Here is a 20,713-nt window from a genome sequence, read left to right as displayed (position 1 = left end):
GCCTTGTTTTCAGCCTTTCACTGCGCTGCGGAACGCCGCGCCCAGGGCCGTCAGCGCCTCGCGCGCGCGGCCATCCCTGACCCTGGTGTGCAATAGGACTGGTAGTTGCGGCAGGGCAGGCAGTCCCAGCCTGGGGCCCGCGTCGACCGCGCCGAAGGGCAGCATGCGCGGAGACAACGCCGCAACGCCGAGTCCCGCCATCACGGCGGACGCGACCGCCATCACGCCGCCGCCCACAAAGACTTCCGCCCACGGTATGCCGGATTCGTCGAGCAGTTGTTCGGCGATGGCGCGCACGCCGCAAGGTTGCGCCATGGTGGCCAGGGGTAGCGGTTCGCCCGCCCGGTGCTGCCAGTCGGGCGCCGCGAACCAACCGAATTTTTCCCTGGTCAGGACCTGGCCGTCGTCGCGTCCCGCATGCAGGCGCACGATCACCGTATCGAGTTCGCGCCGGTCGTAGCTCTGGAGCAGGTCGCCGGACGAGGCAATCCGGATCTCGATCAGCAACTGGGGATCCGCCGCGTTCATGCGTGCGATCAGCGCCGGCAGTTCCGGTCCCGCCACGTGTTCGCTGATGCCGACGGCAAGGCGCTGCCTGCCCTCGGCGGCCGCGGATAACGCGCGATCGTGCGCCGCCAGGAGTTCGCGCGCCTGTCCAAGAAAGGCGGCGCCCCGCGCCGAAAGCTCCACGTACCGCGGCGTGCGTTCGATCAGGCGGAAACCAAGCCGGTCCTCGAGCCGCTTGAGTTTCAGGCTGATGGCCGCCTGCGTCATCTGCAGGACTTCGGCGGCGCGCGTGAAGCTGCCCAGCTCGGCAATGCGGACAAAAGCCCTTACGGCAGCGACGTCCAGTGGGCGTTCAATCATTTCAGATGCTTATCATTGAAATATAGAGCCATAGCTTATCAGAATGACTAACATGGCATGGCACAACCACGGAGAACCACCATGCCGCTAGTCCATGTCTCATTGCGCGCTGGCAAGCCGCAAGCCTATCGCCAGGCCATCTTCGACAATATCTATCTGGCCATGCGCGAAACGTTCAATGTTCCCGAAGACGACCAATTCATGACCATGTCCGAGCATGAGGCGTCGAACTTCCGCTACAGCCCGACCTACATGGATGTGGCGCGCAGCGACGACCTCGTGTACATCCAGATCACGGCGAACAACACGCGCAGCCTGGAACAGAAGAAGGCACTGTTCCAGCGGATCGCGCAGCGCTTGGGCGATGACCCTGGCCTGCGGCCCGAGGACGTGTTCGTGAACCTGGTGGAAGTGGCGAAAGAGAACTGGTCTTTCGGACACGGTCTCGCGCAATACGCTTGAGACCGGAAAGGGGGCGCTACGCGCCCAGCGCGCCGGCTTCCACCCGCAGCGCGTCCAGAAAGCGCTGCAGCGCCGGCGCTGCTTCCACCTGCGCCCGCTGCACCACGCCTACCGGCGGCAGGTTCCAGTCGGGGCGGAATCTCAGGATGGCCAGCACGCCCAGCGCGGCGTAGTGCTGCGCCACCGCGCGCGGCATGGCCGAAAGCAGGTCGCTGCTGCGCAACAGCACCTCGTTGGCCAGCAGCGATACCGATTCGGCCATGGGCGCGCGCAGCGTCAGTCCCTGTTCGGCGAAGTAGGAGTCGATGCGCTGGCGCAGCGGCGCCTGGGGCGGCGGCAGGATCCAGTCCTGCCGCGCCAGCGCGGCGGCGGTGATGCGGGTGGACTTGGCCAGCGGATGGCCGACGCGCGCCACCACGCAGATGGGTTCTTCGTACAGGACCTCGGTACGGAACACGGGTTGCGTGGCGTCCAGCATCAGGCGGCCCAGCACGCAATCGAGCTCGCCGCGCGCCAGGCCGGCCAGCAGCGCGTCGTGCGCGCCTTCCTGCAGCATGACGGTGACGCCGGCATGGTCGGCGCGCAGGCGCTGCAAGGCGCGCGGCACCAGCACGGGCAGGGCCACCTGCTGCACGCCAACGCGGATGCGGCCGCTGGCGCCGGCCGCCAGCGCCGCAATCTCGTTGCGCGCGCCGGACAGGTCGGACCAGAGCACATCGGCCTTGCGCGCCAGCGCATGGCCAAATCCCGTGGGCACGATGCCGCGGCGCGTGCGCTGGAACAGCGGCACGCCGAACATGTCTTCCAGTTCCAGCAGCTGCTTGCTGGCCGCGGGCTGCGTCATGCCGAGCTCGGCCGCGGCCTTGTGCACGCTGCCCAGCGCGTATAGCGCGCGCAGCAGGTCCAGGTGGCGCATGCGCAGGCGTCCGCCGATGTGGTGCAGCTCTGGAATGCGGGGAGTGGCTGGCATTTTGTGGAATTCCTGTTGGTTATCACAGCATTCTAATAATTGATTAGATTGTATGCACCCCATACCTATACTGGATCGCAGTTCAACGACCTGTGCAAAAGGGGAAAACATGAAGATCACGATGCTGGGAACCGGAGCCGCGCTGCCCGATCCCGACCGGGGCCAGTCTGCCATCCTGCTGACCCTGGATGACGATACCCATTACCTGTTTGACTGCGGCGAGGGCGCCACGCGACAGATGGTGCGCGCCAACGTGGATCCTGCGAAGGTGGGCTTCGTGTTCCTGACGCACCTGCACCATGACCACATCTGCGACTATCCCTATTTCGTCATTTCCAGCTGGATGCTGAACAAGACCGGCGCGCCGCTGGTGCTGGGGCCGAAGGGCACGCGCCATTTCGTCGACCATCTGTTCGAGAACGGCGCCTACCACACCGACTACCAGGCGCGCAGCGCCTATCCGGTGCGCCAGGCCAATCTGGAAGCCATGCGCCCCGAGGTGCGGGAAGTCAGCCCTGGCCCGGTGTTCGACGACGGCAGGGTGCGCATTTCGGTCGACTGGGTGGAGCACATTCCGCGCGACGTCTGCGAATGCTTCGGCGTGCGGGTGGAGGCCGAAGGCAAGGTCATCGCGTTCAGCGGCGACACCGCGCCCTGTGAAGCCATGGTGCGCCTGGCGCAGGACGCAGACCTGCTGATCCATGAATGCACCTTTCCCGAATCGTTCATCGCGCATCGCGCCAAGACAGGGGTGGGCACCTATGCGCACACCAGCCCCACGGACCTGGGCATCATCGCCAGCCGCGCCGGCGTCAAGAGCCTGGTGGCGACGCACTTCGGCCATTTCGATTCGACCAGCCCGGTGATCAAGCGCGCCGCGGCCAAGCATCTGCCGGTGGAACTGATGGGACCGCACCTGATGGACGAGATCGTGGCCGACATCCGCAAGAACTACTCGGGCCCGCTGCGGCTGGCGCACGACCTGATGCGCATCGACCTGTAGCATCCGCGGGGAATACCTGCCGGCCGCCGGGCCGGCGCGTGCGCGGGCGTGGCCCGCCAGCCAGGGAGAACACCATGACGTACCGGACTTGCGCCGTATCCGTTTTGCTTGCCTTGGGCCTGGCGGCATCGCCGCTGGCCGCCCGGGCGCAGTATCCCGATCACCCCATCCGTATCGTCCTGCCGTACGCGCCGGGCGCGGCGGGCGACGTGGCCATGCGCCAGATCCAGCCCCTGCTGGAAAAGCGTCTGGGCCAGCCTCTCATCGTCGATTACAAGACTGGCGCCGGCGGCAACATCGGCGCGCTGGAGGTGGCGCGCGCCAAGCCCGACGGCTACACGCTGGTGCTGGGCGCCACCAATAACTTCGTCATCAATCAGTTCCTGTACCGCAAGCTGGGCTTCGATCCGCTGGCCGACCTGGAGCCGGTGGGCAAGTTGGCGGACGTGCCGGCCTTCGTCTACGTCAGCGCGCAAGTGCCGGCGCAGGACTACGCGCAGTTTGCGCAGTATGCGCGCGCGCAGGCCGGCAAGCTGAACTACGGATCGCCGGGCATGGGCACCACGCCGCATCTTTCCGGCTACCGCCTGTCGCATGCGATGGGCGCGGGCATGACGCACATTGCCTACCGCGGTTCCTCGCCGGGAGTGCAGGCCTTGCTGGCCAACGAGATCCAGATGTACATCGGCGGCTACAGCATTGCCGCGGCCTACGTGCCGCAGGGCAAGGTGCGGGCCCTGGCGGTGGCGGCATCCGAGCGCTTCGCCGGCCTGCCCGACGTGCCTACCGCGGGCGAGGCTGGCATGCCGGACGTGGTGCAGGGCAACTGGTGGGGCTTTGCCGCGCCCAAGGGCACGCCGCCAGAGCGGGTGGCGCGCTTTGCCGGCGTCCTGCATGAGGTGCTGGCCTTGCCGGAGGTCCGCCAGGCCTTCCTGGCGGGGGGCTTCGTGCCGGGGCAGGACACGCCTGCGTCGTTCGCCTCCGAGTGGCGCAGCGAAGCGCCGCAATGGCAGGCGGTGGTGCGCGAATCCGGCGTGGTGCTGGAGAACTGAGGAGCTGGACATGGAGTACACGCGCCGCGGTTCAGGCCGCCCGCTGTTCCTGCTGCATGGCTTTTGTTCATCGTCCGCGATCTGGTACGGCCTGGCGGGTGTGCTGGCCGATGAGCATGACGTGATCGCCGTGGATTGGCCGGGCTTCGGGCGCGGCGCGCAAGCGGCTCCCTTGCAGGGATTGCCGGCCTATGCGGACGCGCTCGTCGCGCTGGCGGACGAGCTGGGTATAGGCAGCTTCGACGTGTTGGGCCATTCTTTCAGCGGCTTCGTCGCGCAGCAGTTGCTGTGCGCGGTTCCGGGGCGCGTGGGCCGTGCCGTGCTGTATGGCGCGGGCTTGAGGGTCGATGCCGCCGCGCGCTTCGAGCCCATGGACCAGACCTTGGCGCGCCTGCGCGCGGACGGCCCGCGGGCCACCGCAAGGCGCGTGCTGGGCGCCTGGTTCCAGCAGGGGGAGCAGGCGCCGGCCTACGCGGCCTGCCTGCAAGACGGCATGTCCATGAGCGCGGCCGGCGCGGCGTCGATGATTGCGGCGGTTGCGGGCGCGGACTACACGCAGGCGCTGGCGGCGGTGCGCGCGCCGGTGCTGGTCATATCGGGCGAACACGAACGCAGCCATCCGCTGCCATCGGCGCTGGCCTTGCGCGCGGCCTTGACGCACGGCAGCCTGTGCGTGCTGCCGGACTGCGGGCATGCCGCGCACCTGGAGCGCCCGCGATTGTTCAACACCGCCGTGCGTGAGTTTCTGGCGGGCCGGGACGGCGCGTCCCGGCCTGCGGGTCAGTAGGGACCCTTGGCCGCCACGGGCGCGGCCGCGCTCTTGAATTGGCCCGCCAGCTGTTCGGCCGCGCGCGCCAGCAAGGTGGCGTCCACGCCCACCGCCACGAAGGTGGCGCCCAGCGACAGATAGTGCTTGGCGCGCTCCACGCCGCTGTGCAGGATGCCGGCCGCCTTGCCGCTGCGCACGATGCGCAGGATCGCGTCGTCGATCGCCTTGACCACTTCCGGATGCTCCGGCTGGCCCAGGTAGCCCATGCTGGCCGACAGGTCGGCCGGGCCGATGAAGGCGCCGTCGACGCCGTCCACCGCGAGAATCTCTTCCAGCGCGTCCACGCCGCGCGGGGTTTCGATCTGCACCAGCACGCACATCTCGTCGTTGGCGCGGCGCAGGTAGTCAGGGATGCGGTTCCAGCGCGACGAGCGGGCCAGCGCGCTGCCCACGCCGCGCACGCCTTGCGGCGGATAGCGTACCGCGGCCACGGCGGCGGCAGCCTCTTCGGCGGATTGCACCATGGGTACCAGCAGCGTCTGCGCGCCGGTGTCCAGGATCTGCTTGATCTGCACCGCGTCGTTCCAGGCCGGCCGTACCACCGGGGCGACCGGATAGGCGGCCATCGATTGCAGCTGCTGCAGCGTGGTTTGCAAGGTGTTGGGCGCGTGTTCGCCGTCGATCAGCAGCCAGTCGAAACCGGCGCCAGCGATGATCTCGGTGGAGTAGGCGCTGGCCAGGCCCGCCCACAGGCCGATCTGGGGTTTGCCGCTGCGCAGGGCCTGCTTGAAGGTGTTGGTCAATATGTCCATGGATGGTGGCGTGGTCAGATGAAGTGGCAGTTGACGGAACCCAGCACGCCGTAATCGACGTTGAAGGTATCGCCAGGGCGGGCCAGCACCGGCCGGGTGAAGGAGCCCGACAGGATGATCTCTCCCGCTTCCAGCGCCACGTCGTGGGCGGCCAGCTTGTTCGCCAGCCATACTACGCCATTGGCCGGATGGTTCAAGACGCCCGCGGCCACGCCGGTTTCTTCGATGACGGCGTTGCGCGACAGGATGGCGCCGATCCAGCGCAGGTCCAGCTCGCCGATCTTCACCGGGCGTCCGCCCATCACCACGCCGGCATTGGCGGCGTTGTCGGCGATGGTGTCGAACACCTTGCGCGGGCGCTTGCTGTCGGGGTCGATGCTGTGCGAGCGCGCGTCGATGATCTCCAGCGCGGGGATCACGTAGTCGACCGCGTCATAGACCTGGAACAGCGTGACGTTGGGGCCTTGCAGGCGTTTGCCCAGCACGAAGGCCAGTTCGACTTCCAGCCGCGGCAGGATGAAGCGGCCCGCGGGTATGTCCGCGCCGTCATTGAAGAACATGTCGTCCAGCAGCATGCCGAAATCGGGCTCGTCGATCTGCGAGGCCTGCTGCATGGCGCGCGAAGTCAGGCCGATCTTGTGGCCGCGCTTGATGCGGCCTTCGGCCAGCTTGATGTCCATCCAGGCGCGCTGGATGGCATAGGCGTCGGCAATGGTGATGTCGGGGTACTCGAGCGAAATCTGGCGGATCTGCTGGCGGGTGCGTTCGGCTTCGTGCAGGCGCGCGGCGATGGCGCGCACGGTATCTTTATCTAGCATCGGAGTTCCAGGTGTAATTGGGGTGGAGTGGAGTCAATGGGGGAAGGGGACGAGCGTGTTGACCAGCCGTCCCACGCCTTCGATCTCGGTCACGACTTCGTCGCCGGGCTGCACGTTGACGATGCCGTCGGGCGTGCCAGTCAGGATCAGGTCGCCGGGCGAGAGCGTCATGAAGCTGCTGAAGTACTCGATCAGCGCGGGTACGTCGAACACCATGTCGCGGGTATTGCCGCGCTGCGTCTCCATGCCGTTGACGGTGGTGCGCAGGTTCAGGTTCATGGGGTCGGGCACGTCGTCGCGGTCCACCAGCCAGGGGCCAAGCGGCGTGCAGGTGTCGCGGCTCTTGACGCGCAGATTGGGGCGGTACCAGTTTTCCAGGTAGTCGCGCAGCGCATAGTCGTTGGCCACGGTGTAGCCGGCCACGCAGTCATAGGCCTGGGCGCGGCGGACCTTGCTGGCGGTCTTGCCTATCACCACCACCAGTTCGCATTCGTAATGCATGAAGGCGACGCCGGCGGGGCGGAAAGTCTGGGCACGGTGGCCCACGAAGGTGTTGGCAGCCTTGAGAAAGCCCAGCGGCTCGTCCGGCGCCTTGAACGCCAGTTCCTTGGCGTGGTCGGCGTAGTTGATGGCCAGCGTGAAGGTGGTGCGCGGCTCGAAGGGCGGCAGCCATTGCACCGCGTCTTCGGCATACACGCGTCCGTCGGCCAGGCGGACCTGGCCGGGGCCGGCTTCGGTGGCGGCATGGATGACGCCGTCCAGGGAGATGCGGGCATGTTTCATGGCGGGCTCCTGTGCTTATCGGGCGGCGGCCAGCGCATTGCCCAGCGTGCCGACCCGGGAAATGCTGATGTCGTAACGCTGCCCGGCGCGTGCGCGCGGCGCGCCGTGGGGCGTGCCGGCCAGCAGGATGTCGCCCGCTTCCAGCGTCATGAACTGGGTCACGTCGGCGATCAGCCGCGCCACGGGACGGATCAGGTCGACGGTGCTGGCGCGCTGCGCCACCTGGCCGTCGATGCGTACTTCGATGTCCAGCGCGTCCGGGTCGCCGACCGCCGCCACGGGGGCGAGATCCTGGCCGATGGGGCAGAAGCCGTCGCGGCATTTCTGCTTGAGCGCGGGGCGGAAGTAGCTGGCGTGCGGCACGGACAGGTCCGCCACCACGCGGTACCCCGCCACATAGTCCAGCGCCTCGGCTTCGCTCACGCGGGTCGCGCGGCGGGCGAACACCACGCCCAGGCAGGCGCCCACTTCGACCTCGTCCACGTCGGCGGGCAGGACGATGACGTCGCCGTTGCGGGCGTAGGTATTGGCCGGCTTGATGTAGAGCACGGGCGCATTCGGCGCGGCTTTGTAAGGGGGCGCGTCCACGGCGTCGCTCAGCGCGGCCAGCGCCTGGCGCGTATTCAGCGCCGCGCCCACCACGGTCCGCGGCCACGGCGCCGCGGCCGCGGCCGCGCGCGCGGCCAGGTGCTCGCGGTAGTTGTTGAGCTTGTAGTTCAGCACCGGGTCGGCTTCCTCGATCTGCATCGAGATGCCGAGCGGGCGCGCCGCCATCTGCGGCGCGAGTGCGGCGGTCAGAGCCTGGAACACCCGTTCGCCCAGGGCGGCTTTTTGTTCGGCATTGCGGCCGTGGCCGATGCGCAGCACCACGTGGACGAAGGCATTGTCGGGATGGCCGTCGACGATCAGGCAATCATCCACGCGCAGCGCGCGGGTGCGCGCGCCGGCCAGCGGGAACAGGCTGCCGTCGCCCACGGCGGCATCCTGCACGGTCCGCATCAGCGCCTGCGTATCCAGGGCCAGATTGCCTGAGTATTCGATCCATATATGGGGCATGGCCTTGCTCCGCATGATGTAATTATCATGTTAACTAGTTTAATGAAAAACCGCGGTGACAACAATCGGCCAGAGGGCTGTCGGGGTCCGTTCCGCCTGGGGGTTTCCCGACGTTGACAGCCCGGTCAGGCAAGCATAACGTTAACTTGTTAATTAAATTGGCGCCGCACCATCAGGCGCAGACGGGACGAGGAGCCGCGCGTGAGCATCAAGCACTGGATCAATGGCAAGCAGGTCGACAGCAGCGACCGCTTCATCACCAGCAACCCCGCCACGGGCGAGGCCATCGCCGAGGTCGCCGCAGGCGGGCAGGCCGAAGTCGACGCGGCAGTTGCGGCCGCGGCCGAGGCCTTTCCCAAATGGGCCAACACGCCCGCCAAGGAACGCGCCCGCCTGATGCGCCGGCTGGGCGAACTGATAGACCAGAACGTGCCTCAGCTGGCCGAACTGGAAACCCGCGACACCGGGCTGCCGATCTCGCAGACCCGCAAGCAGCTGATCCCGCGCGCCTCGGAAAACTTCAATTTCTTCGCCGAGGTCTGCACGCGCATGAACGGCCACACCTACCCGGTGGACGACCAGATGCTGAACTACACGCTGTACCAGCCGGTGGGCGTGTGCGCGCTGGTGTCGCCCTGGAACGTGCCGTTCATGACCGCCACCTGGAAGACCGCGCCGTGCCTGGCGCTGGGTAACACCGCGGTGCTGAAGATGTCCGAGCTTTCGCCGCTGACGGCGGACCAGCTGGGCATGCTGGCGCGGGAAGCCGGCATTCCGGCCGGCGTGCTGAACGTGGTGCAGGGCTATGGCGCCACCGCCGGCGACGCGCTGGTGCGCCACCCCGGCGTGCGTGCGATTTCCTTCACGGGCGGTACCGTGACGGGCAAGAAGATCCTGGCCAGCGCCGGCGGCGTCAAGAAATACTCGATGGAACTGGGCGGCAAGTCGCCGGTGCTGATCTTCGACGACGCGGACGTGGAGCGCGCGCTGGACGCGGCGTTGTTCACCATTTTTTCGCTCAATGGCGAACGCTGCACCGCGGGTTCGCGCATCTTCATCCAGCAACCCATCTACGACGATTTCGTGCGCAGGTTTGCCGAACGCACGCAGCGCCTGGCCGTGGGCGACCCCACCGATGACCATACCCATGTGGGCGCGATGATCACGCGCCAGCACTGGGAAAAGGTCACGGGCTATATCCGCCTGGCCGAGCAGGAAGGCGCGCGCATACTCGCGGGTGGCGCGGACCGGCCCGCAGGCTTGCCGGCCCATCTGGCGGGCGGCAATTTCGTCAGCCCCACGGTGCTGGCCGACGTCGACAACCGCATGCGCTGCGCGCAGGAAGAGATCTTCGGACCGGTCGCCTGCCTGCTGCCGTTCAAGGACGAGGCCGAGGGCCTGGCGCTGGCCAACGACGTGAAGTATGGCCTGGCCTCCTACATCTGGACCCGCGACATCGGCCGGGCGCACCGCCTGGCCCGCGGCATCGAAGCCGGCATGGTGTTCATCAACAGCCAGAACGTGCGCGACCTGCGCCAGCCCTTCGGCGGCACCAAAGAATCCGGCACGGGACGCGAAGGCGGCGAATACAGTTACGAAGTCTTTGCCGAGATCAAGAACGTGTGCGTGTCCATGGGCAGCCACCACATCCCCAGATGGGGCGTTTAAATCCGGCCCGGACCACAAGAACGAGGAGACTAGCACCATGGGCAAGCTCGCGCTGGCGGCCAAGGTAACGCATGTGCCGTCCATGTATCTTTCGGAACTGCCTGGCAAGCACCAGGGCTGCAGGGAGGCCGCGATCCAGGGACACCGCATCATCGGCCAGCGGTGCCGCGACCTGGACGTGGACAGCATCGTGGTGCTGGACGTGCACTGGCTGGTCAATGGCGGCTATCACGTGAACTGCAACAGCGGCTTCAAGGGCCGCTACACCAGCAACGAGCTGCCGCATTTCATCAAGGACATGGACTACGCCTACCGCGGCAATCCGCAACTGGGACGGCGCATTGCCGAATGCGCCAATGCCGCGGGCGTGGGCACGCGTGCGCATGAAATCGACAGCCTGGAACTGGAGTACGGCACCTTGGTGCCGATGCGCTACATGAATGGCGACGGGCGCTTCAACGTGGTGTCGGTGGCCGCCTGGTGCGCCTGGCATTCGCTGGACGAGAGCCGCCGCTTCGGCGCGGCGCTGCGCCAGGCCATCGAGGCCAGCGACAGCCGCGTGGCGGTGCTGGCCAGCGGTTCGCTGTCGCACCGCTTCAACGACAACGGCAGCCCCGAGGCCGCCATGCACCAGATCAGCCGCGAGTTTTTCCGGCAGGTGGACTTGCGCGTGGTGGAGTTGTGGCGCCAAGGCGACTGGAAGACCTTCTGCGCCATGCTGCCCGAATACGCCGACCTGTGCGTGGGCGAGGGCGGCATGCACGATACCGCGATGCTGCTGGGCCTCTTGGGCTGGGACGGCTATGACCAGCCGGTGGAGATCGTGACCGACTACTTCGCCAGTTCCGGCACGGGACAGATCAACGCGATCTTCCCGGTGCCGGCCTGATCATTCGTCTTCGGAGGCGCGCGCGTCGGCGGGCTCGCGCTTGATCAGTTCGACCATGGTGTCGACGTCGCGATACAGGCGGTCGAGCAATTCCTTGCCGATCCGGGCCTCGATTTCCTGGTACTTCGCGTCCACTTGCGGACGCATGCGGTCGATCAGCTTGTTGCTCTTGGGCGTCAGCGAAATTTCCTGGCGCCGCTGATCGGCGCTGGAGCGCGTGCGTTTGATCAGGCCCTGTTCCTGCATGCCCGCCAGCATGCGCGTGAGGCTGGGGCTGAGGATCTGGCAGGTGCGGGCGATCTGGTTGGGTTCCATGGAGCCCACTTCGCTCAGCGTGCGCAGCACCCGCCATTGTTGTTCGGTGACGCCCGCCGCGTGCAGGATGGGGCGGAAGTGCGCCATCAGCGTTTCACGCGCGTAGAGCAGCAGATGGGGGAGATTGCGGTGGTGGAAGCTCGGACTCATGGCGGCTATGTTAGCAAGAAGCCGAGCCGCGCCGCAGCGAAATCGGACGCGTACGCCCATCGGTCCGCGCCGGGCGCGGCGCCGATGGGAGGCGGCGGTCAGGCGGGATTCTGCTGGGCCAGTTCCTGCAGGTCGTCGGGCAGGGTCAGGTCGGGCGCGGCCTGCTGCAATTCGCGCAGCGCCTGCACGGCCTCTTCCTGCTGTTCCTCGCGCACCAGCGCCCGGATGTGGGTCACGCGGGCTTCGATGTCCTGGTCGCTGAGGGCGGGCGTTTCCGGGGCGGCGGGTTCGGCGGCCGGCTGTTCCGCAGGCGCGGCTTCCTGGACGGGGGCGGCTTCCTGGGCAGGAGCGGCTTGCGGCGCCGCTTCCTGCGGCGGCGCGGCCACGCGTTCGGTGACGGGCGCGGCCTGTTCGGCGGGCGCTTGCGCCGGCGTGGACAGCAGCGCGGGCGCGCGTTCCGAGCTTGTCCCTATTTCGTGGGGGGCGATGACAGGCGTGTTCTGCTCGGCAAAGTCCTGGGCTTCGCGCATCTCGGTCCAGGCAAACAGGCCGAAGACCATGGCCGCGCAGGCAGCAGCGCCCCAGGCGGGGTGCCAGCTATGGCCGGGATGCCAACGGCGGCGCACCGCCGCGTCCAATTCGGGATTGGCGCCGGGACCGTGCCTGCGATACAAGGCGCGCAGATCCCGTTCATCGTCTTCGTCGAAAGGGGGGCGGTAGGTAATGCTCATGCGCGTACTCCTCGCGCATGCGCCTGGTGGCAAGGCGCATCCGCGTCTGACCTCTGCGCACGCCGCGCCGGTGGTCCGGCGGTCTCGTCGTAGCTCGGGTCCTGTTCCGGTTTAGGCGGCTTCCTGGAAAGCCGCGGGTGATTGCGCCGCGATTCCCGCCGCCGCGCCCCTGGGGGCGTCTGGCTGCAGGTATGCCGCCCTGGGCCGGGCGGTTCGTCAATGCGCTGCACCTGATGATTATGCGCGATTTGGAGAAATCCGCCAGAGAATTTCTTGAGTTTGCATCATGTAACTTCAGCGCGTCCCTGTTTTTGAAAGCAGAATGACAGATAGCAGCACCAGCATGGGGCGCGCAAGGACAAAAGCGCGCGTTTGCGCGCGCATGCCCCCCTGGCTTGCCGGTACACTTTCGCGCATGGCCAAATCCCGAACCGTATACGTGTGCTCCGATTGCGGCGGCACCACCCCGAAGTGGCAGGGCAAATGCCCGCATTGCAACGCCTGGAACACGCTGGAAGAAACCGTGGAGTCGTCGGCGCCGGCCGCTGCCTCCCACCGTTATGCGCCGCTGGCGGCCGCCAGCCCGGTGCGCAGCCTGTCTGAAATCGAAGCCCGCGAAACCCCGCGCCAGCCTACCGGGCTGGAAGAGTTCGACCGCGTGCTGGGCGGCGGCCTGGTGGCCGGCGCCGTGGTGCTGATCGGCGGCGACCCCGGCATAGGCAAGTCCACCTTGCTGCTGCAGGCGCTGGCTTCGCTGTCCGAAGTCACCAACGTGCTGTACGTGACGGGCGAGGAATCCGCCGAACAGGTCGCCCTGCGCGCGCGCCGCCTGGGCCTGCAGACGGGCAACGTCAATCTGCTGGCCGAGATCCGGCTGGAGTCGATCCAGGCGGCGGTGTCGGAGCAGAAGCCCACCGTGGCGGTGATCGACTCGATCCAGACCCTGTACAGCGGCGAACTGACCGCGGCGCCGGGGTCGGTGTCGCAGGTGCGCGAATGCGCGGCCCAGCTCACGCGCCTGGCCAAGCAGACGGGCATCGCCATCGTCATGATCGGCCACGTCACCAAGGACGGCGCGCTGGCCGGGCCGCGGGTGCTGGAGCACATCGTGGACACCGTGCTGTATTTCGAGGGCGACACGCACTCCTCGTTCCGCCTGGTGCGCGCCTTCAAGAACCGTTTCGGCGCGGTCAATGAACTGGGCGTCTTCGCCATGACGGACCGCGGGCTGCGCGGCGTGGCCAATCCCTCCGCGCTGTTCCTGTCGCAGCATGAACAGCAGGTCGCGGGATCCTGCGTGATGGCCACGCAGGAAGGCACGCGTCCGCTATTGGTGGAGATCCAGGCGCTGGTGGATAGTTCGCACGCGCCCAACCCGCGCCGGCTCACAGTCGGCCTGGAAGGCAACCGCCTGGCGATGCTGTTGGCGGTGCTGCACCGGCATGCCGGCGTTTCCACCTTTGACCAGGACGTGTTCGTCAACGCGGTGGGCGGCGTGCGCATCACGGAACCCGCGGCCGACCTGCCGGTGCTGCTGGCCATCATGTCCTCGCTGCGCGACAAGCCGCTGCCGCGCGGCCTGATCGCTTTCGGCGAAGTCGGCCTGGCGGGCGAGATCCGGCCCGCGCCGCGCGGACAGGAACGCTTGCGCGAAGCGGCCAAGCTGGGCTTTTCGATCGCGCTGATCCCCAAGGCCAACGCGCCGCGCCAGCCCATCGAAGGGCTGGAGATCTGGGCGGTGGACCGGCTGGACGCCGCGCTGGACAAGTTGCGCTGACGCCCACAGCGGCGGTCGGCGGCGGTTTCATATCGGTATTCTGATTGCCCGGCCTGCAACCGGCCGGGCCTGCTGGAGCAAGAAGTGAGTCTGTTAGTTATCGCCGCGTGCCTGGCCGCGGGCGGCCTGATCGGTTTCATGGGCGGCGTGCTGGGCATCGGGGGCGGCCTGATCGCGATTCCCGCGCTGGTGCTGTTGATGGGCATGTCGCAGCAGTTGGCGCAGGGCACGGCGCTCATCATGGTCCTGCCCACCATCATGATGGCGGTGCGCAAGTACAACCAGCAGACCCGCATCGACAAGCGCGTGGCGCTGGCGGGCGCGGCCGGGGCCGTGGTGTTCACCTGGGTCGGTGCGCAGCTGGCGCTAGGCATAGATTCCGGCATCCTGCGCCGCAGCTTCGCCGTTTTCCTTTTCTTCATTGCGCTGTTCTACGTGTGGCAGACCTGGCGCGCATCGCGTCCCGCTGCGGCGCGCAAGCCGACGGCCAAGGGTGCGCCGCCCGTCTTCACGCCGCGCCGCGCCAGCGTGCTGGGCATCCTGTGCGGCACGCTGGGCGGCTTCTTCGGCGTGGGCGGCGCGGTGCTGGCCGTGCCCATCATCACGTCCGTGTTCAGGTTGCCGCAGACCACCGCGCAGGCGCTGGCGCTGAGCATGGTGATTCCGGGCTCTTTCATCGCGTTGATCACCTACTCCTGGGCGGGACAGGCCGATTGGCTGGTTGGCGCGCCGCTGGCGATAGGCAGCCTGCTGTTCGTGCCGGTGGGCGTGAAGCTCGCGTACCGTCTGCCTGAACGCAAGCTGAGAGCCTGCTTCGCATTGATGCTGTTCGCCACCGTGGCCTTGCTGGCATTCGAGAGCTGAACCGCCCGCACAATATTTCGAAGCGTTAGCGACCGAAATTTTCTGGTTCCGCGCTGAACCTTCTGGATGGGCCCGGTTCAAACGGGAACGGGTAAAGCGGCGATGTTGCCGCCCCGTGTCGAATAAAGGACCTCGGTCCTTTTACATTCAGGAGTTCATGAAATGACGACTCACTCCCGTATTGCTGCGTTCCTATCCACCTCGGCCTTGTGCCTCGGTCTTGCTGCCGCGCCTTCGGCGTTTGCGGCGGGCGCCGATGCCACGTCCAAGACGGGTGAAACCAAGACCCAGGCGCAGCACAAGCATCACAAATCCGACAAGACCTCCGCCAAGCCGGCGGCGGCCAAATCGGGCGGGGCCGCGAAGACGGATCATTCCGGCGCTGCGGCACCAGCGAAGTAAGCACTGAGGGCCTTGCGGCCTGGTAGTTCCTTTGCGCAAACGACTTCCGATTCCCGCGGGGGCCGGAAAGTCGAAAGCCTCTCGGTATGGGCGCCGAGAGGCTTTTTCATGGGCGCGCCGCGGCCAGGGCCGCAGCGCAGAGCGGGCTTATTCCGCCGGGGTGATTACGCGGCCGGTCTCGAAGAACGCCTGCAGGTTTTCCAGCATCAGGTTCTCCATGGCCAAGCGGGTTTCCAGCGTGGCGCTGCCGATGTGCGGCAGCAGCACCGCGCGATCGGTCTTGAGCAGCGCTTCGGGTACCTTGGGCTCGTGTTCGAACACGTCGAGCGCGGCGCAGCCCAGCTTGCCGGCTTCCAGCGCGGCGACCAGCGCGGTCTCGTCGATGACGGGGCCGCGCGCGATGTTGACGATGATGCCCGTGGGGCCCAGCGCTTCCAGCACTTCGCGGTTGACCAGATGGCGCGTGCTGGGTCCGCCGACGGTGGCCACGATGAGGAAGTCCGCCCACTTGGCCAGGTCGGTGAGCGAGGCCTCGTAGCCGTATTCCACGTCATCGCGCTTGCGGCGGTTGTGATAGCGCACATCCATGTCGAAGCCCATGCCGCGGCGGGCGATGGCTTCGCCGATGCGGCCCAGGCCGACGATGCCCAGCTTCTTGCCGCTGACGCGCTGGCCCAGCGGAATGCCGCCGTGCACCTGGCCCCACTGGCCTGCGCGCACGAAGCGTTCGCCCTGGCCCATGTGGCGCGCGCCGGCGATCAATAGGCCCCATGCCAGATCGGCGACGCAATCGGTCAGCACGTCAGGCGTGTTGCTGACCTGCACGCCGCGCTGCTTGGCGGCCTGCACGTCGATGGTCTCGTAGCCCACGCCCCAGCTGCAGATGGCCTTCAGGTCGGGCAGGGCGTTGATGAGTTCGGCGTTGGCGCCATAGGTGGCGGAGGTGACGACGGCGGTGACGCCCTTGCCATGCTCGGCCAGCGCCGCCTTGCGGTCCGGGTACTTCCATAGTTCGACGACGTCGTAGCGGTCGGCGAGCGTCTTGTTGGCGTAGGGGGAACCGGCCAGCGAGCCGACCTGGATGATGCGATGCTTGGTGGTCATGTTGTCGTACAGGTGGGTGGCAAAACGTTGATGCTACTTGATCCGGCCTTGATGCAGGCTGACAGGATGCCCGCCAGGGGCATCCCGCGTCCTGATCGCGGCCTTACTCGAGCTGGATGTTGGCTTTCTGGATGACGTCCTTCCAGCGCTTGACCTCGGCCTGCTGGAACGCCGTGAACTGCTGCGGCGTGTTGGCCACGACCTCGAAGCCCAGGCCCTGCAGGGTCTTTTCGGTCTGGGGATCGCGCAGCGCGGTCTGCAAGGCCTTGGACAGTTGCTGGACGACGGGCGCGGGCGTGCCCTTGGGCACGGCAAAGCCTTGCCAGGAGTACACCACCATGTCCTTGATGCCGGCTTCGGCCAGCGTGGGGACGTCCGGCAGGTCGGCGGCGCGCGCGTCGCCGGTGATGGCCAGCGCCTTGAGCTTGCCGGCCTTGATGTGGGTCTGGACCGCGCCCAGGTTCTGGAACGATACGTTGACCTGCCCGCCGATCAGGTCGGCGATGGCCGCGCCGCCGCCGCGGTAGGGCACGTCCACGCCCGTGCTCTGGGTGCGCTGGCGGAACAGCACGGCGGACAGATGGTCCGAAGAACCCGTGCCCGACGAGGCATAGGACACCTTGCCCGGATTTTTCTTCGCGTACTCGATCAGCTCGGCGACGGTGCTGGCCGGAAACGCGGGCGCGGCCACCAGCACGTTGGGATTGCGCACGGCTTGCGTCAGGTACTCGAAGTCCTTGCTGGGGTTGTACGACAGGTTCTTGTAGAGCGCCTCGTTGATGGCGAAGGTGCCGATGGAGCCGACCATCATGGTGTAGCCGTCGGGCGTGGAGCGGGCCAGCGCCTGCGCGCCGATGGCGCTGTTGGCGCCCGGCTTGTTTTCGACCACGAAGGTCTGCCCCAGGATTTTCGTCAGCCCCGGCGTGACCGAGCGCGCGGTGATGTCGGAGGAGCCGCCCGGCACGAAGGGCACGATCATCGTCACGGGTTTGTCGGGATAGCCGGCAGCCTGCGCCGCGGGCATCCCGGGCAGCACGGCGCCTGCGGCGACGGCGGCTGCGACGGCCGCGGCGCTCATCAGTTTGTTCATGGTGTCTCCTGGTTCGCGTGCTGATGAAGAGCCCGCCGCCCACGCGTTGCGGACGGGCCCGGATCGGCTTGAGGTCAGTCGACCTTGGCGCCGGATTTCTTCACGACCTCCGCCCACTTGACGGATTCCTGCGCCATGAACTGTTTGAACTGGGCCGGGGTGTTGCCGGATGGGGTGGCGCCCTGCGCCTGCAACTGCGCGCGCACGGATTCCAGCTTGAGGGCGGCGGCCACGTCGCGCTGGATCTTGTCGACCACAGCCTGCGGCGTGCCGGCCGGCGCCAGCAGGCCGAACCAGCTGGATGCCTCATAGCCTTGCACGCCGGCCTCCGCCATGGTGGGGACGTCGGGCAGGGCGGGTGAGCGCTGGGCAGTCGTGACGGCCAGCGGGCGCAGCTTGGCGCTCTTGAGGAACCCCATGGAGGACGGCAGGTTGTCGAAGATCAGGTCGGCGGAACCGGCCATCACGTCGGTCAGCGCGGGGCTGCTGCCCTTGTAGGGCACGTGGGTCATGCGCGTGCCCGTCATGTTCTGGAACAGCTCTCCCGACAGGTGCGTGGAAGTGCCGTTGCCGGTGGACGCCATGTTGACGCTGCCCGGGTTGGCCTTCAGGTACTTGATCAGGTCGGCCACCGTGCGGATGCCGTGCTTGTCGGCAAACGCGGGGTTGAGCTCCAGGATGTTGGGCACGGGGATCACCAGCGTCACCGGCACAAAGTCCTTGACCGGGTCATAGGGCAGCTTGGCATAGACCGACTGGTTGATCGCGTGCGTGCTGACGGTGCCCATCAGCAGCGTGTAGCCGTCCGGCGCGGCCCGCGCGGCTTCGGCCGTGCCGACGTTGCCGCCCGCGCCCGCCTTGTTGTCCACCACCACGGCCTTGTTCCAGGTCTTGCCGAGTTCGGCGGCGACGATGCGGGCCGCGATGTCGGTGGTGCCGCCGGCCGGGAAGGGCACGATGATCTTGACGTCTCGTTCGGGGTAGTCTGCCCGCGCCGGCGCGGCCGGCGACAGGAAGGCGGCCGCCGCCAGGGCGGCGGTGCAAAGAACGGCCAAGGCGGACCGGCCTCGCGCAGGGGCTGCATGCATGGAATTCGTCTCCTCGGTGTGCGCGTGGCCGCGCATCGTTTCTGGGGGTATTCCGCCCCTGGCATGGCCCGAGGCTTTGAAGCCGCATGGCGCCCCGCGGCGCCCTGCGTTTTGCTGCCTGACTACTTGTAAAACAAATATATGTATTGAGCTTGTGCTTGTCAACCAAGTATACTTTTTCGAACCCACACACCCGATAGCAGGATCAGCCAGGAGCCCAGCCCATGAAAACCTCCCCGGTCACCGCGCAGGACTTGCAGCGTTCGGTCATCGCCGTGCCGCCGCTGGCGCGCCACGACGATCTTTCCCTGAACGAGGCGGCCAACAAGGCCCTGCTCGGCCATCTGGAAGCGGGCGGCGTGCGCAACGTGATGTATGGCGGCAACGCCAACTTCTACAACGTGGGCGTGGGCGAATACGCGCGCATCGTCGATATGCTGGCCGGGCTGGCAGGCGCGGATACGTGGATCCTGCCTTCCGTGGGGCCCGACTACGGCAAGATGATGGACCAGGCGGCGATCCTGCGTACGCGCGCGTTTCCCACGGCCATGCTGCTGCCCATGTCCTTTCCCTATACGGACGCGGGCCTGGCAGAAGGCGTGCGCCGCTTCACGGACGCGCTGGGCAAGCCCGCGGTGATCTACATCAAGTCGTCCGGCTACCTGGCGCCGGAAAGCGCCGCGCGCCTGATCGAAGAGGGCCGCATCGTGGCGTTCAAGTACGCCGTCGTGCGCGACGATCCGTCGCAGGACGCCTATCTGTCGTCGCTGCTGCAGGCGGTGGATGCGCGCTGGATCGTCAGCGGCATCGGCGAACGCCCGGCCATCGTGCACTACCGCGATTTCGGCCTGAAGAGCTTCACCTCCGGCTCGGTCTGCGTCGCGCCGCGCGGCTCTATGCGCCTGTTGCATCTGCTGCGCGACGGCCGCTATGACGAAGCCGAGGCCGTGCGTCAGCAGTACCTGGGCCTGGAAGACTGCCGCGACAGCATCAGCCCAATCCGCGTGCTGCACGATGCCGTGACCCTGTCGGGCGTGGCGGACATGGGGCCGATGCTGCCCCTGCTGACCGGCATCTCCGCCGCCGAGCGCGAGCGCGTGGCGCCGGTGGCGCGCGCCCTGGCGGCCTGGGACCGGGAGGCGGCCGCCGCGTGAGCGCACTGGCGCCGCGCATTGACGGTACGATGAGCGCTGTCCCGCCATCGCGGGCAGCGCCATAGCATCGAGGAGGTTTCGTGGCCCGACCCAAAGCAACACCCGCGCCCGCGCCGCAGGCGCCCGCCGAACACGATGCCGCGGGCGCGCTGGTGCTCGAACGCGGGCACCGGGTGCGGCTGGCGGATCAGCTGTACGGCCAGATCTTCGAGCAGATCGTCTCCGGCGGGCTGAACGTGGGCGACAAGCTGCCATCCGAGAACGAAATCTCCGAACGCTTCGGCGTCTCGCGTCCGGTGGTGCGCGAAGCGCTGCTGCGCCTGCGCGCCGACGGCCTGATCACCGCGCACCAGGGGCTGGGCACCTTTGTCAGCCATGCGCCCGCGCCGCGCCTGAAGACCTTCAACGACGTGCAGAACGTCAGCGCCTACCTGCGCGCCCAGGAGGTCCGGGTGGCGCTGGAGGGCGACGCCGCGCGCCTGGCGGCGCTGCGCCGCACCGATGAGCAGCTCAGGAAGATCGCGGACGCGCACGCGGCCTTCGCCGACAGCCTGGCACGCGGCCAGGTGTCGGCCGAGGCCGACCTGGCCTTCCATGCCAGCATCGCCGAAGCCAGCGGCAACGACTTCTATCTGGGCGTGCTGGAAAGCATCCACGAATCCATCAGCGGCTTCATGCGGCTCACCTTGAACCTGACCCGCACCGGCTCGCGCCAGCGTGCGCAGCGCGTGGTGGACGAGCATGCCGCGATCCTGGACGCCATTCGCGAACAGGACAGCGAGCGCGCCCGCGTCGCCATGCAGTTCCATCTGGGCCAGGCGCGGCACCGGCTGGTGGACCGCGAGCGCGATTGATCCCTTCCGTCTGCCCGCTGCGATCGAATCAAAAC

22 protein-coding genes are annotated in these 20,713 nt (G+C 67.4%); 11 read left to right on the top strand and 11 right to left on the bottom strand.

Going from position 1 to position 20,713, the window contains the following annotated elements:
* Nucleotides 1–9: 9 nt before the first annotated feature.
* Nucleotides 10–867, bottom strand: a complete 858-nt coding sequence (locus tag ACM1PE_RS16670) for a LysR substrate-binding domain-containing protein (RefSeq protein WP_419340532.1) — start codon at nucleotides 865–867, stop codon at nucleotides 10–12.
* A gap of 81 nt (nucleotides 868–948) precedes the next feature.
* Here ACM1PE_RS16670 and ACM1PE_RS16665 point away from each other — a divergent pair, with 81 nt between their 5' ends.
* Complete coding sequence (locus ACM1PE_RS16665) at nucleotides 949–1,329, top strand: tautomerase family protein (RefSeq protein ID WP_059379914.1); 381 nt, start codon at nucleotides 949–951, stop codon at nucleotides 1,327–1,329.
* A gap of 16 nt (nucleotides 1,330–1,345) precedes the next feature.
* On the opposite strand, the gene ACM1PE_RS16660 is transcribed toward ACM1PE_RS16665, so the two are convergent.
* The gene (locus tag ACM1PE_RS16660; RefSeq protein WP_054452434.1) at nucleotides 1,346–2,299 is read right to left on the bottom strand and encodes a LysR substrate-binding domain-containing protein; all 954 of its coding nucleotides are present in this window, start codon (nucleotides 2,297–2,299) and stop codon (nucleotides 1,346–1,348) included.
* A gap of 109 nt (nucleotides 2,300–2,408) precedes the next feature.
* Between ACM1PE_RS16660 and ACM1PE_RS16655 the strand changes: the two genes are divergently transcribed.
* The 3 genes from ACM1PE_RS16655 (at nucleotide 2,409) to ACM1PE_RS16645 (ending at nucleotide 5,141) form a co-directional block, all read left to right on the top strand.
* On the top strand, nucleotides 2,409–3,302 hold the full coding sequence (locus ACM1PE_RS16655; RefSeq protein WP_013394808.1) for an MBL fold metallo-hydrolase: 894 nt from the start codon (nucleotides 2,409–2,411) through the stop codon (nucleotides 3,300–3,302).
* Nucleotides 3,303–3,376: 74 nt separating this feature from the next.
* On the top strand, nucleotides 3,377–4,354 hold the full coding sequence (locus tag ACM1PE_RS16650) for a Bug family tripartite tricarboxylate transporter substrate binding protein (protein WP_251881705.1): 978 nt from the start codon (nucleotides 3,377–3,379) through the stop codon (nucleotides 4,352–4,354).
* A 10-nt stretch (nucleotides 4,355–4,364) separates the two neighbouring features.
* Nucleotides 4,365–5,141, top strand: coding sequence for an alpha/beta fold hydrolase (locus tag ACM1PE_RS16645; RefSeq protein WP_419340531.1), 777 nt, complete (start codon nucleotides 4,365–4,367; stop codon nucleotides 5,139–5,141).
* On the opposite strand, the gene hpaI is transcribed toward ACM1PE_RS16645, so the two are convergent.
* The 4 genes from hpaI to ACM1PE_RS16625 are packed head-to-tail and all read right to left on the bottom strand — an operon-like array spanning nucleotide 5,135 to nucleotide 8,592.
* Nucleotides 5,135–5,935, bottom strand: coding sequence for a 4-hydroxy-2-oxoheptanedioate aldolase (hpaI, locus tag ACM1PE_RS16640; protein ID WP_419340530.1), 801 nt, complete (start codon nucleotides 5,933–5,935; stop codon nucleotides 5,135–5,137). The two genes, ACM1PE_RS16645 and hpaI, sit on opposite strands and share 7 nt — an antisense overlap.
* Before the next feature lie 14 nt (nucleotides 5,936–5,949).
* Nucleotides 5,950–6,753 (bottom strand): 2-oxo-hept-4-ene-1,7-dioate hydratase, encoded by an 804-nt coding sequence (gene hpaH, locus ACM1PE_RS16635; protein ID WP_059379909.1) that lies wholly within the window; start codon nucleotides 6,751–6,753, stop codon nucleotides 5,950–5,952.
* A gap of 33 nt (nucleotides 6,754–6,786) precedes the next feature.
* The gene (locus tag ACM1PE_RS16630; RefSeq protein WP_419340529.1) at nucleotides 6,787–7,536 is read right to left on the bottom strand and encodes a fumarylacetoacetate hydrolase family protein; all 750 of its coding nucleotides are present in this window, start codon (nucleotides 7,534–7,536) and stop codon (nucleotides 6,787–6,789) included.
* Nucleotides 7,537–7,551: 15 nt separating this feature from the next.
* Nucleotides 7,552–8,592, bottom strand: coding sequence for a fumarylacetoacetate hydrolase family protein (locus ACM1PE_RS16625; protein ID WP_419340528.1), 1,041 nt, complete (start codon nucleotides 8,590–8,592; stop codon nucleotides 7,552–7,554).
* A 201-nt stretch (nucleotides 8,593–8,793) separates the two neighbouring features.
* Between ACM1PE_RS16625 and hpaE the strand changes: the two genes are divergently transcribed.
* Both hpaE and hpaD read left to right on the top strand, forming a co-directional pair.
* Nucleotides 8,794–10,260, top strand: a complete 1,467-nt coding sequence (gene hpaE, locus ACM1PE_RS16620; RefSeq protein ID WP_419340527.1) for a 5-carboxymethyl-2-hydroxymuconate semialdehyde dehydrogenase — start codon at nucleotides 8,794–8,796, stop codon at nucleotides 10,258–10,260.
* Nucleotides 10,261–10,297: 37 nt separating this feature from the next.
* Entirely contained in the window at nucleotides 10,298–11,149 is an 852-nt protein-coding gene (hpaD, locus tag ACM1PE_RS16615; protein WP_059379906.1) for a 3,4-dihydroxyphenylacetate 2,3-dioxygenase, read from the top strand.
* On the opposite strand, the gene hpaR is transcribed toward hpaD, so the two are convergent.
* Nucleotides 11,150–11,614, bottom strand: coding sequence for a homoprotocatechuate degradation operon regulator HpaR (gene hpaR / locus ACM1PE_RS16610; RefSeq protein WP_059379905.1), 465 nt, complete (start codon nucleotides 11,612–11,614; stop codon nucleotides 11,150–11,152).
* 98 nt (nucleotides 11,615–11,712) lie between these two features.
* Nucleotides 11,713–12,345, bottom strand: coding sequence for a hypothetical protein (locus ACM1PE_RS16605; protein WP_059379904.1), 633 nt, complete (start codon nucleotides 12,343–12,345; stop codon nucleotides 11,713–11,715).
* A gap of 415 nt (nucleotides 12,346–12,760) precedes the next feature.
* Between ACM1PE_RS16605 and radA the strand changes: the two genes are divergently transcribed.
* The 3 genes from radA (at nucleotide 12,761) to ACM1PE_RS16590 (ending at nucleotide 15,388) form a co-directional block, all read left to right on the top strand.
* On the top strand, nucleotides 12,761–14,122 hold the full coding sequence (gene radA, locus ACM1PE_RS16600; protein ID WP_059379903.1) for a DNA repair protein RadA: 1,362 nt from the start codon (nucleotides 12,761–12,763) through the stop codon (nucleotides 14,120–14,122).
* 84 nt (nucleotides 14,123–14,206) lie between these two features.
* On the top strand, nucleotides 14,207–14,986 hold the full coding sequence (locus tag ACM1PE_RS16595; protein ID WP_419340526.1) for a sulfite exporter TauE/SafE family protein: 780 nt from the start codon (nucleotides 14,207–14,209) through the stop codon (nucleotides 14,984–14,986).
* 162 nt (nucleotides 14,987–15,148) lie between these two features.
* Nucleotides 15,149–15,388 (top strand): hypothetical protein, encoded by a 240-nt coding sequence (locus tag ACM1PE_RS16590; RefSeq protein ID WP_054452411.1) that lies wholly within the window; start codon nucleotides 15,149–15,151, stop codon nucleotides 15,386–15,388.
* A gap of 147 nt (nucleotides 15,389–15,535) precedes the next feature.
* On the opposite strand, the gene ACM1PE_RS16585 is transcribed toward ACM1PE_RS16590, so the two are convergent.
* From ACM1PE_RS16585 to ACM1PE_RS16575, 3 genes are all read right to left on the bottom strand, one after another.
* The gene (locus tag ACM1PE_RS16585; protein WP_059379901.1) at nucleotides 15,536–16,492 is read right to left on the bottom strand and encodes a 2-hydroxyacid dehydrogenase; all 957 of its coding nucleotides are present in this window, start codon (nucleotides 16,490–16,492) and stop codon (nucleotides 15,536–15,538) included.
* Nucleotides 16,493–16,595: 103 nt separating this feature from the next.
* On the bottom strand, nucleotides 16,596–17,582 hold the full coding sequence (locus tag ACM1PE_RS16580) for a Bug family tripartite tricarboxylate transporter substrate binding protein (RefSeq protein WP_059379900.1): 987 nt from the start codon (nucleotides 17,580–17,582) through the stop codon (nucleotides 16,596–16,598).
* 74 nt (nucleotides 17,583–17,656) lie between these two features.
* Nucleotides 17,657–18,670, bottom strand: a complete 1,014-nt coding sequence (locus ACM1PE_RS16575) for a Bug family tripartite tricarboxylate transporter substrate binding protein (protein WP_059379979.1) — start codon at nucleotides 18,668–18,670, stop codon at nucleotides 17,657–17,659.
* 224 nt (nucleotides 18,671–18,894) lie between these two features.
* Here ACM1PE_RS16575 and ACM1PE_RS16570 point away from each other — a divergent pair, with 224 nt between their 5' ends.
* Nucleotides 18,895–19,824, top strand: a complete 930-nt coding sequence (locus tag ACM1PE_RS16570) for a dihydrodipicolinate synthase family protein (protein WP_059379899.1) — start codon at nucleotides 18,895–18,897, stop codon at nucleotides 19,822–19,824.
* An 80-nt stretch (nucleotides 19,825–19,904) separates the two neighbouring features.
* Nucleotides 19,905–20,678 (top strand): FadR/GntR family transcriptional regulator, encoded by a 774-nt coding sequence (locus ACM1PE_RS16565; RefSeq protein ID WP_118932816.1) that lies wholly within the window; start codon nucleotides 19,905–19,907, stop codon nucleotides 20,676–20,678.
* Nucleotides 20,679–20,713 lie beyond the last annotated feature (35 nt).

It is taken from the genome of Achromobacter sp. PD1 (assembly GCF_048541815.1).
Taxonomy (GTDB): Bacteria; Pseudomonadota; Gammaproteobacteria; order Burkholderiales; family Burkholderiaceae_B; genus Achromobacter; species Achromobacter bronchisepticus_A.
Note: the sequence above shows the minus strand (reverse complement) of the source record. Positions and strands in the feature narration are given on the sequence as shown.